This is a genomic window from Streptomyces sp. NPDC056527 (assembly GCF_042794475.1).
GTDB lineage: Bacteria > Actinomycetota > Actinomycetes > Streptomycetales > Streptomycetaceae > Streptomyces.
In genome coordinates, this window is sequence record NZ_JBHTTQ010000076.1 from 25,179 (window position 1) to 35,911 (window position 10,733).

General features: G+C 70.6%; 10 protein-coding genes. 8 read left to right on the top strand and 2 right to left on the bottom strand.

Features of this window, described 5'->3' with window-relative positions:
• The first annotated feature begins 156 nt into the window (after positions 1-156).
• Entirely contained in the window at positions 157-1,083 is a 927-nt protein-coding gene (locus ACFQ7Q_RS27985; protein WP_383559823.1) for an LLM class F420-dependent oxidoreductase, read from the top strand.
• Between the two features lie 254 nt (positions 1,084-1,337).
• Here ACFQ7Q_RS27985 and ACFQ7Q_RS27990 read toward each other — a convergent pair whose 3' ends face one another.
• Positions 1,338-1,892, bottom strand: a complete 555-nt coding sequence (locus ACFQ7Q_RS27990; RefSeq protein ID WP_383559825.1) for a helix-turn-helix domain-containing protein — start codon at positions 1,890-1,892, stop codon at positions 1,338-1,340.
• Between the two features lie 200 nt (positions 1,893-2,092).
• Between ACFQ7Q_RS27990 and ACFQ7Q_RS27995 the strand changes: the two genes are divergently transcribed.
• On the top strand, positions 2,093-3,208 hold the full coding sequence (locus tag ACFQ7Q_RS27995) for an aryl-sulfate sulfotransferase (RefSeq protein ID WP_383559844.1): 1,116 nt from the start codon (positions 2,093-2,095) through the stop codon (positions 3,206-3,208).
• The gene (locus ACFQ7Q_RS28000) at positions 3,205-4,575 is read left to right on the top strand and encodes a uracil-xanthine permease family protein (protein ID WP_383559827.1); all 1,371 of its coding nucleotides are present in this window, start codon (positions 3,205-3,207) and stop codon (positions 4,573-4,575) included. The genes ACFQ7Q_RS27995 and ACFQ7Q_RS28000 overlap by 4 nt, the downstream gene beginning before the upstream one ends.
• Before the next feature lie 24 nt (positions 4,576-4,599).
• On the opposite strand, the gene ACFQ7Q_RS28005 is transcribed toward ACFQ7Q_RS28000, so the two are convergent.
• Positions 4,600-5,148: a rhodanese-like domain-containing protein gene (locus ACFQ7Q_RS28005; protein ID WP_383559829.1), complete on the bottom strand. Its 549-nt coding sequence runs from the start codon at positions 5,146-5,148 to the stop codon at positions 4,600-4,602.
• A gap of 750 nt (positions 5,149-5,898) precedes the next feature.
• Between ACFQ7Q_RS28005 and ACFQ7Q_RS28010 the strand changes: the two genes are divergently transcribed.
• From ACFQ7Q_RS28010 to ACFQ7Q_RS28030, 5 genes are all read left to right on the top strand, one after another.
• A complete protein-coding gene (locus ACFQ7Q_RS28010) occupies positions 5,899-7,071 on the top strand; it encodes an LLM class flavin-dependent oxidoreductase (protein WP_383559831.1) in 1,173 nt (390 codons plus the stop codon).
• The gene (locus ACFQ7Q_RS28015) at positions 7,068-7,604 is read left to right on the top strand and encodes a GNAT family N-acetyltransferase (protein WP_383559833.1); all 537 of its coding nucleotides are present in this window, start codon (positions 7,068-7,070) and stop codon (positions 7,602-7,604) included. The genes ACFQ7Q_RS28010 and ACFQ7Q_RS28015 overlap by 4 nt, the downstream gene beginning before the upstream one ends.
• 116 nt (positions 7,605-7,720) lie before the next feature.
• Positions 7,721-8,758, top strand: coding sequence for an amino acid ABC transporter permease (locus ACFQ7Q_RS28020; RefSeq protein ID WP_383559845.1), 1,038 nt, complete (start codon positions 7,721-7,723; stop codon positions 8,756-8,758).
• Entirely contained in the window at positions 8,755-9,567 is an 813-nt protein-coding gene (locus ACFQ7Q_RS28025; RefSeq protein ID WP_383559835.1) for an amino acid ABC transporter ATP-binding protein, read from the top strand. Before ACFQ7Q_RS28020 ends, ACFQ7Q_RS28025 begins: the two co-directional genes overlap by 4 nt.
• A 40-nt stretch (positions 9,568-9,607) precedes the next feature.
• Positions 9,608-10,591: an ABC transporter substrate-binding protein gene (locus ACFQ7Q_RS28030; protein ID WP_383559837.1), complete on the top strand. Its 984-nt coding sequence runs from the start codon at positions 9,608-9,610 to the stop codon at positions 10,589-10,591.
• Positions 10,592-10,733 lie beyond the last annotated feature (142 nt).

The following is a 10,733-nucleotide window of genomic DNA, read 5'->3' on the forward strand; positions in this document are numbered from 1 at the left end:
GGGCGGTGCGGCTGTGGGTGCGGTGCGGGCGCTCTGTCGATCATGGGAGGGAGAGCCGCACCAGGACCATGCACGCGGCATGAAGAACATGTGACGGCACATGTCGTGCACGCCGGATCCGGAATTCCGGCCCCGGAGCCGCCTGTTGCGGCGTGCATGACTCTCGGAGTAACGCTCAGCTCGACCGCCCGACAGCTCCCCGTCGACAGCACTGTTCGGCTCGCCCGCGAGGCGCGGGACGCGGGTCTGCACTCCGCGTGGTTCGGCCAGTCCTTCGCGTACGACTCGCCCTCGCTGGCCGCGATCGTCGGGCGCGAGGTGCCGGGCCTGGAGGTGGGGACGGCCGCGATACCGATCTTCGGCCGCCATCCCCTGCTCGTCTCCAGCCAGGCTCAGACGGCCCAGGCGGCCACCGGCGGTCGGTACCACCTCGGGCTCGCCCTCGGCACCCGGCACCTCACCGAGACCGGATTCGGCCTTCCGTACCGGCGTCCCATAGGCCTGCTCAGAGAGTTCCTCACCGCCCTGCGGCCCCTCCTCGAAACGGGCGACGCCGACTTCCACGGAGAGTTGCTGACGGCGACGACGCCGTACTCGGCGGCGGTTCCAGGGGCCCAGCCGCCGGTGCCTGTGCTGGTCGCCGCCATGGGGCCGCAGGCCCTGCGCGTCAGTGGTGAACTCGCCGACGGCATCCTGCCGTTCCTGGCCGGTCCGCGTGCGCTCGCCGAGCACATCGTTCCGGCCGTGACGGCCGCCGCGGAGGCGGCGGGTCGGCCCGCGCCCCGGATCGTGGCGCTCGTACCCGGCACGGTCACCTCCGACGCCGAGCGTGTGCGGCGGGACGCGGCCGAGGCACTCGCGCTGTACGAGCGGATTCCCTCCTACCAGCGCGCCATCGAGCTCTCCGGCGTGGACCGGGCCGCCGACCTGGCTGTGCTCGGCGACGAGGAGACGGTCGCAGCCGAGGTCCGGCGCTACCGTGAAGCGGGGGCCACCGAAGTGGTGTTCACCGCGACGGACCTGAGCGGCGAGGACGACAGGCGCCGCACCTGGGAACTGCTCGGCGAACTCTCACGGGGCTGAACCCCGCCCCACATCGGAGATTTGTCACGAGGCTGAACCCGGCCGCATCGGAGAACTCTCACGGGCTGAGCTGCCCGGCATCATCGGAGAACTCACGCGGGGCTGAGCTGCCCGGTCGATCGAGGAACTCTCACGGGGCTGCCCCCGGCCGCATCGGCCCCGTTCCTGCGCCCCCGCGAAGCCGTGTTCGCTGTGCCCGCAGACGAGCCAGGCGGTGACCGCAGGGCGGCCCACGCGTGCGCGGCCTCGCCCGTTCAGGACTCCAGGACCTCCACGTGGTCGCCGATCGCCACCACCAGGACCCGCGAGCCGGGTTCGGTCGTGTGCCAGCGATGCCGGACGCCGCCGGACAGCAGCAGCGTGTCGCCGCGTCCCAGATGGTGGATCCGGCCGTCGGCCTCCACCTCCACGGAGCCGTCCGCCACGTACATCAGCTCGTCATTGCGGTGCCGGAACTCGCGGTCCGCCTCGTGCTCACCGGTGAACTCCAGCGCGTGCAGCTGATGGCGGCCCCGCACCACCGGCCGGACCCGCGCCTCGCGGTCGAGGCCGCTGTCGTCGCCGGCACGCACCACATCGACCGTGCGGGTCTCGTCCGAGGCCGCGAGCAGCTGTACCGCCGTGGTGCCGAGGGCGTCCGCGATCCGCTGGAGCGACCGCATGCTGGGACGCGCCCGGTCGTTCTCGATCTGGCTGAGGAAGGGGGAGGAGAGCCCACTGCGCTGGGCCATGTCGGCGAGCGTCAGATCGAGTGCCCTTCGCCGGCGGCGTACGGCAGCGCCCACCCTCGGTGTGTTCGCGGCCTCCATGGATCTGTCCCGTCCTTCCCCGCCCTGCGGCGCCGTTCTCCCTGGCCGACGGCGCCTGACGGCACCTTACGCGCTCCGAGGCAGGAACCCGGAGACGGTTTCGTACTCCTGACACACGCCCGTCACAGAACGGCCCTACCGTCAAAGTCGGTTGCTTTCATCAAAGAAAGTTTGAAGCGAGGAGCTCCGACGTGCCCCCGATCGACCAGAACTCGCGCCGCCGGCGTCCCACGGGCCTCATCGCCCTCGACGAGACGGCCGTGTCCGACGGCTACACCCTCTACGCACCGCTCACCGGTACCGGCGAGGTCCATCTCATCGACATCCACGGCCGCACCACCCACCGCTGGGACCTTCCCTACCGCCCCGGTCGCCACGCCCGCCTGCTCGCCGACGGCACCCTCGCCTACAACGGCGTACTCCCGGGAGAGGAGGCCCTCTTCCCGATGTGGCACAAGTACCGGGGCGGCGTCATGCTCCGTGCGGCACCCGACGGAACCGTGCTGCGGGAGCACCGGGACCCCCTCCAGCACCATGACGCCCACCACCTCGACGACGGCCGCATCCTCTACAGCGCGCTGGAAGCCCTGACCGGGGACGATGCCGCGGCGGTACGGGGCGGAGTGCCCGGTTCCGAGGCCGCGGGCGGTGTCGTATGGGCCGACACCATCAAGGAAGTCGGCCCGGACGGCGAGCTCCTGTGGTCCTGGCGCGCCGCGGAGCACCTCGACCGAGAGTCCTTCGCGCTGCACGAGGCGTACGCCCGCGAGCACTGGCCGCTGATCAACAGCGTCACACCGCTGCGGGACGGCAACATCCTCGCCAGCCTGCGCAGCGTCTCGGCCGTCGTCGTCATCAGCCGCGCCACCGGCGAGATCCTCTGGCGAAGCCGCCCCGGCACGGTCAGCCAGCAGCATGCTCCCACCGAACTGGACGACGGTCGGCTGCTGGTCTTCGACAACGGAGTCTTCCGGCCCGGCCACGACGTCCCCTACTCCCGTGTCATCGAGATCGACCGGACCGACGGCGACATCGTCTGGGAGTACCACGACCCGGCCCGCGAGTTCTTCTTCGCGCCCTTCATGGGCTCCGCCCAGCGCCTGCCGAACGGCAACACGCTTGTCACCGACTCTCCGTCCGGGCGGCTGTTCGAGGTGACGAAGGACGGCTATCTGTGCTGGGAGTACGTCGTCCCGTACTTCTCCGGCTACGCCGAGAGCGAGGTCCAGGGCCTCTTCCCGTCCCAGCCCAACGCCGTCTTCCGTGCCTACCGTTACACCGCGGCCGACATCCCGTGGCTGGAGGCGACGGCATGACGACCACGCCATCCTCCACGCCGGCCCCCGTCTCGGCCCCGACCCGCGTGGTGGAGGCCGTCGACGAGCGGGTCCCGTGGCGGCGACTGGTACCGCTGGCGACCCAGCACGTCCTGGCGATGATCGCCGCCCCCGTCTCCACCGTCTTCCTCGTCGCCGGCACCCTGAAGACGACGCCCGGTGTGACGGCCTCGCTGCTCAGCGCCGTCCTGCTGCTGTGCGGCGTGGGCGCCCTGCTCCAATCCCTCGGTGTGTGGCGGATCGGCGGCCGCCTGCCGTTCGTCATGCTGCCCGGCGGCGCCGCCACGGCGCTCTTCCTCCAGATCGCCCAGGAACACGGGGCGCCGACCGCCACCGGTGCCGTCCTCCTCGCGGCGGCGCTGCTGCTCGCCGTACTGCCCCTGTACGCCCGCGTCGTACGGCTCTTCCCGCCTCTGGTCATGGGCGTGACCGTGCTGCTCATCGGGATCGCGATGATCCGGGTAGCCGCCCGACTGGTCACCGGCCCGGACGGTAAGGGCGAGCCGCCGGCGGTGCTCCTCGCCGCGCTGACGGTCGCCGCGACCGTCGCAGCGTACGTACTCCTGCGCGGCGTCTGGCGCCAGACCTCCGTCCTCATCGGGATGGCGGCGGGAACGGTCGTGGCGGTGACGACCGGCCTGGGAGCCTTCACCCCCGCGGCCGGCAGCGGCTTCGCGCTACCGGACCTGCTGCCCTTCGGGTCACCTCGGTTCGACCTGGTGGCCGCGATTCCGCTGCTCGTGTTCAGCCTCACCACCCTGGCCGAGATCACCGGACAGACCGTGCTCAACAGCGAGACCGTCGGCCGAACTCCCGCTCCCGAACGGGACGTTCCACGCGTCGCCCGCGCCGACGCCCTGGTCTCCCTGGCAGGCGGACTGTTCGGTACGTCCCTCATGGTCACGAGCGCCGAGAACATCGGCATCGGTCGCCTCACCGGAGTCCGCAGCCGCTACGTGACCGCCGGGGCCGGAGCGCTCCTGATGGTCCTCGGCCTGGCCACGCCCGTCTCCCGGGCGCTGGCCGGCATCCCCGAAGCCGTCGTGGGCGGCTCCGCCCTCGTCGTCTACGCCGTCATCGCCGTGATGGGCGTGGAGATGCTCCGCCGCGCCGACCTGTCAGGCACGGGTACGGGTAACCTGACGGCCGCGCTCGCGCTCACCGCGGGTCTGCTGCCCCTGCTCACCCCGGACCTGTACGCGGGGTTTCCCTCGTGGGCCCGCACGATCCTGGGCAGCGGCGTCGTCGCCGGCACACTGACGGCAGTGCTCCTCACCGCGCTGCTCGGCCGGTTCGGCAAGGGGAGCCGTCGCCCGGCGCAGCCGGAGCCATGTGCACGGGAGTGACCGTGCCGGAAGAGGAGGCGCGGGTCATCGGCGAGCTGTCGCGCCCCGCCGGTTGAAGGGAAGTCGGCCAAGGACCACCGCCATGCCGCAGGTGTCGGTGAGCGCCGAGAACACCAGACCCCCGGCGATCGCAGCCGACAGGAGCTGGAACGCCGGATGCACGAGCAGCCCGAGAGCCAGACCGAGCAGCACGAGGGCGCCGGCGGTGAAACGCACCTGACGCTCCATCCCCCAGACGGCGCGTACGGGACCGGGCGGATGCTCGAGCAGGTGCCCGGCGGCGGCCCAGGCCCGGGTGCCACCGGTCAGGCTCGCGACCGCGATCCCGTGGGAGGCGAGGACCGCGGCACCCTTCTCGGAGCGGGCGCCGGAAGCGCACACGAGGAGCAGCGAATCGCTCTCTGCGGTGTGCCGCAGCTCCGCCAGTCTGCCCTCGATGCGTTCCAGGGGGACGTTGACGGCGCCGGGCAAGCGGCCGGACGCGAACTCGCCGGGCGTACGGACGTCGACCACGTTCAGCTCGGGCAGTCGTGGCTCTGCTTCGTCGACGCTGAGGGTGCGGGAAATGCTCATGGGGAACCTGCCCTTGGCAGAGAGGGGGGACGGCCCCGCAACCACCAGCGGCGGGGCCGTTCCCGGGATGGTAGGGGCTGCCGGACAGTTCCGCGGGCAGGCGGACGGTATCGCCACGGGGTGGCCATGACGCCGTCACGTCGCGGCAACAATCCGAGCGGGAGCCGCCCGCGACGCGGCCCGGCGCTCGTACACGTACCGCGTCCTGGACGCCGCCGTGCCCGCCGCGCCTGCCGGCCTCCGGAAGGACCGTCACGCGCATGCGTGCACCACGCCCAGCACGGGGCCGACTACGGTCCGGCATCCGGGCCGTAGTTGACGAGAAGCGCGATGTACTGCTCAATTGTTCGCATGAATGCCGAGCAGCGCCTGGTCACCCGTGACCACATCGACTTCGGTCGGGTGTGGTCCGCCTCGTGTTGTTGCTGATGCGGCAGCGGGCCGTCTGACCGGCCCTCAACCTCCCTCGGAACCCCGTCGTGGGCCGAGTTCCTCCTGTCGCGGCACCGTCGTAAATACGCTCAGCACACACGCTGATACGAGGTATGACGGTCCCGCGAGACCTTCACGCGCTGCCGCCGCCTCACCTCGCCCAGGGCACATGCCCCGGCGCCATCACTCTGCTCACCATCCGCTTCGCAGCACCTGAAGCGCCGTCATTCGACCGTACGCGGAAGGTGCTCTGCTCCGCCGTGCCCGCGTGCCGCTGCCCACGGCACGGACCAAAGGACTTGAGGAAAGGCCCCTCCCATGCCCGTGGAGTTCCTTGGCATCGCAGCCACCAACGACGGCTCCGAAACCACCCCGCGCTCCGGCGCCGCTTTCGACAAGGAGTACACGCTCCGGCTCGCCCGGGCGCACGAGGACCACGGCTGGGACCGGGTGCTGTTCGCCTACGGCTCCGGATCGCCGGACCCCGCGCCGGCCGCCGCCTACGTCGCGAGCAGGCTGGACCGCCTCCAGATCCTGCTCGCCCACCGGCCCAACGTCTCGTACCCCACCTTCGCCGCCAAGACGTTCGCCACCCTCGACCAGATCAGTGAAGGCCGGCTGGCCGTGCACTTTATTACCGGGGGCGACGACCATGAGCAGGGCCGCGAGGGCGACACCCTCACCAAGGACGAGCGTTACGCGCGCACTCGCGAGTACATCCGGATCGTCAAGAAGATCTGGACCAGCCATGAGCCCTTCGACCACGAGGGCGAGCACTACCGGTTCCACGACTTCGTCAGCGATGTCTTTCCGGCCCAACAACCCCGCCCCAACGTGTCGTTCGGAGGATCGTCGCCCGCGGCCTACGCCGCAGGGGGCGCCGAGGCGGACATCTACTGCCTGTGGGGCGAACCCCTGGCGGAGACCGCCGGGCAGATCGAGGCCGTGAAGGCCGCCGCGAAGGCGGCGGGTCGCACCGATGTGCCCCGCATCCAGGTGGCCTTCCGCCCGATCATCGCCCCGACGGAGGAGTTGGCCTGGGAGAAGGCCCATCGCACGCTCGGTGCGATCAGGGAGCGGGGCACGGCGGGACTCAAGCGGCGCCACCGCACCGGCGCCTCCGAGGCCGCTCTTCCGCAGAACGCCGGCTCGCAACGGCTGATCGCCATCGCCGAGGCGGGGGAGCGCTACGACCGCGCGCTGTGGACCCCGACCGCAGCCGCGACCGGAGGCGCCGGCAACTCCAACGCCCTGGTGGGGACACCGGAGACGGTCGCCCAGGCGTTGCTCGACTACCACGACCTCGGCGTCGACATCCTGTCCGCCCGCGGCTACGACCTGCTGGGCGATGCGATCGACTTCGGCCGGTACGTGATTCCGATCGTCCGCGAGGAGGTCGCCAAACGCGACGCCGAGCGGGACGCCCAGCGGGACATCAAGCATGACGCCGAGCAGGCGCCGCCCGGCACCCTCGCGGCGGTGAACGGATGACGACGACACCGGAACTGACAGTGGTTCAAGTCCCCCTGTCCGACCCGAGAGTGCGCCCCCTGCTGCGGGAACTCGGTGACGAGTACTCCCGGCGCTACGGCAAGGACGCGCACGACGAGATCTCCCGCTACCCCGACGAGGAATTCACCGCGCCCCACGGCGGCGTCCTGCTCCTGCTCCTCGAACACGGCGAGCCGGTCGCCGGCGGCGCGTTCCGGCGATACGACGCGACCACGGCCGAGCTGAAGCGGATCTGGACGCACTCCGCGCACCGCCGTCGCGGTCTGGCCCGCCGCGTCGTCGCCGAACTGGAGCACGAGGCGAGCGCCCGTGGCTACCGGCGGATCTACCTGACCACCGGCCCGCGCCAGCCGGAGGCCCGCGGCCTGTACCTGGCCACCGGTTACATCCCCCTCTTCGACACGGAGGCCGACCCGGAGACCATCGGCCCGCTCCCCTTCGAGAAGCACCTGCCGGCCACGCACCATGCTCCCTGCTCACCCAAGCGTTCCAGGCCGCCGACAACGGGCTGATCAAGGACGGCACGTACGCCCGGATCCCCGAGAAGTGGGGAACTTCCGCCTCCGCGATCGACACGTCGCGGGTCAATCCGCTTGAGCACACTTAAGAGTTGAGCAGGAAGACCACGATGGCTCCGACCACCCATTCCACCTCCGCGCCTCCCGGCGCGGCCTCCCCGGCCACGCGCCCCGAAGCCCCGCCCGCCCTGGACGGCCCGGACGGCCCGGTTTCGCTCAAGGTCGTCCCCGCCCGCCACTACCTTCGCTGGGTGGCAGCCGTCGCCGTGATCGTGCTGGTCGCCCAGTTCGTGCACGGCCTGGCCACCAACCCGGTCTGGGAGTGGGACGTCTTCCGTTCCTACTTCCTGTCCGAGACCATCGTCCAGGCAGTATCGGTGACCCTCCAGCTCACCGCGTACGCCACGGTGCTGGGCTTTCTCCTCGGCACCGTACTGGCCTTCATGCGGCTGTCGCGCAGCCCGGTGCTGCAGACCGTGGCCTGGACCTACATCTGGATCTTCCGGTCCATCCCGATGATCGTCCAGCTGGTGTTCTGGTTCAACCTGAGCGCTCTGTACGAGGAGTTGGGCGTCGGGATCCCGTTCGGCCCCGTGTTCTGGTCCGTCGACAGCAACAGCCTCATCGGCACGATCGGCGCCGCCATCATCGGGCTGACACTGCATCAGGCCGCCTACGCCGCCGAGATCGTGCGCGGCGGTGTCATCGCCGTCGACCAGGGACAGCTGGAGGCCGCCGCCGCACTCGGCATTCCCCGGCTGCGGCAGATCCGCCGGATCGTGCTGCCGCAGGCCATGCGCGCCATCCTGCCCACGGCCGGCAACGAGATCATCGGCCTGCTCAAGGGCACCTCGGTGGTGTACGTGATGTCCATCGGCGAGCTGTTCTACCAGGTGCAGGTGATCTACGGCCGCAACGGACGGGTGATCCCGCTGCTGCTGGTCGCCACCGCCTGGTACGTGGTGCTGACCTCCCTGCTCTCGGTCGCGCAGTACTACGTGGAGCGCCGTTACGCCCGCGGCGCCAACCGCACCCCGCCGCCCACCCCGCTCCAGCGCGCCCGGCGCTTCGTCCGCGACCTGCGTGCGGCGGCCGCACAGCGCAACCAACCCGTCGTACCCCTGAAACCCCTGGGAGAAAGCCGATGAGTGACGCGGCAGTGGCAGTGGCAGCCGACGACGCGAAGTCGACGACCGACGGCGTGATGGTGGACGTCCACGGCGTCCACAAGAGCTTCGGCCCCCTGGAGGTGCTGCGCGGGGTCGATCTGAAGGTCCGCGCCGGCGAGGTCACCGTGATCCTCGGCCCGTCCGGCTCCGGAAAGTCGACCCTGCTGCGGGCCATCAACCACCTGGAGAAGGTCAACCGCGGCTGGATCAGCATCGACGGCGAGCTCATCGGCTACCGCCGCTCGGGCGACAAGCTGCACGAGCTGAAGGAGAAGGACGTTCTGAAGCAGCGCACCCACATCGGGTTCGTCTTCCAGAACTTCAACCTCTTCCCGCACCTGACCGTGCTGGACAACCTCATCGAAGCGCCGGTCTCCGCCCTGCGCCGCCCGCGCAGGGAGGCTGAGGAGAGCGCCCGTCGCCTGCTGGACCGGGTGGGCCTCGCCGACAAGGCCGACGCCTACCCGCGGCAGCTCTCCGGAGGCCAGCAGCAGCGCGTGGCCATCGCCCGCGCACTCGCCCTCGAACCGAAGGTGCTGCTCTTCGACGAGCCCACCTCGGCTCTCGACCCCGAGCTGGTCGGCGAAGTCCTCGACGTCATCAAGGACTTGGCCCGCACCGGAACCACCATGATCGTCGTGACCCACGAGGTCGGCTTCGCCCGCGAGGTCGCCGACACCGTGGTGTTCATGGACGGCGGCGTCGTCGTGGAACAGGGCCCGCCGGTGGCCGTTCTGGACACCCCGCAGCACGAGCGCACCCGCGCCTTCCTCTCCAAGGTCCTCTGACCTCCCCTTCCCCCGATCCCGCTGAGCAAGGAGCACGACCATGTCCGCCTCGATCACCCGCCGCACCGCCGCTGCCGCCCTGGGACTGCCCGCCGCCCTCGTCCTCGGTGCGTGCGGCAATCCCTCCGACGGCGGCACGACCGAGGTCGCCGCCGCGTCGGGCAACAAGGTGAAGATCAACCTGAGCCCGGACCAGAACCGCGTCACCACCGACAAGGTGGACTCGATAGCCGCGGAGGTCCCGGAGGAGATCCGCAAGCGAGGCACCCTGGAGGTCGTCGACTCGTCCGGCTCGGCGGCACCGCTGACCTTCTTCGCCACCGACAACAAGACCGTCATCGGCGTCGAGCCCGACCTCGCGTCCCTGGTCGCCGACGTCCTCGGTCTCAAGCTGCACGTCAACCCGGTCTCCTGGGAGAACATCTTCGTCGGCCTCGACAGCGCCAAGTACGACGTCGGGTTCAGCAACATCACCGTCACCGAGGAGCGCAAGGAGAAGTACGACTTCGCCACCTACCGCGAGGACAACCTGGGCTTCGAGGCGAAGAAGGGCAGCGGCCTGAAGATCACCGGGCCCGAGGGCGTGGCGGGCAGGACCGTCGCCGTGAGCAGCGGCACCAACCAGGAGAAGCTGCTCGTCGAGTGGAGCAAGGAGAACGAGAAGGCCGGACGCAAGCCGGTGAACATCAAGTACTACCAGAACGAGAGCGACACCTACCTCGCCCTCCAGTCCGGTCGTATCGACCTCTACCTCGGGCCCAACCCGACCGCCGCCTACCACGCGGCGACCACAGGGAAGACGGAGGTGGTCGGCACGTACTCCGGCGCCGGCGCCACCCTCCAGGGCCTCATCGCGGCCACCACCAAGAAGGACAGCGGCCTGGCCAAGCCGCTCGCCGACGCGCTCAACCACGTCATCGACAACGGCGCGTACGCAAAGGTGCTTCAGCGCTGGGGCCTGTCCGACGAGGCCGTGACCAAGTCCGAGATCAACCCGCCCGGCCTGCCCAAGACGAACGAGTAGCCGCCGAGCGGGAAGCGGGGGCGCGACCCCCCGCCCCCCCCCCCCCCGCGGCCGGGGGCGGCCCCGCGTGGGGGCCGCGGAACGGTCAGCGGGCGTCGTCCGGGAGCAGGCGTGCCAGGGTGCGCACGGCCCGGTACTGGAG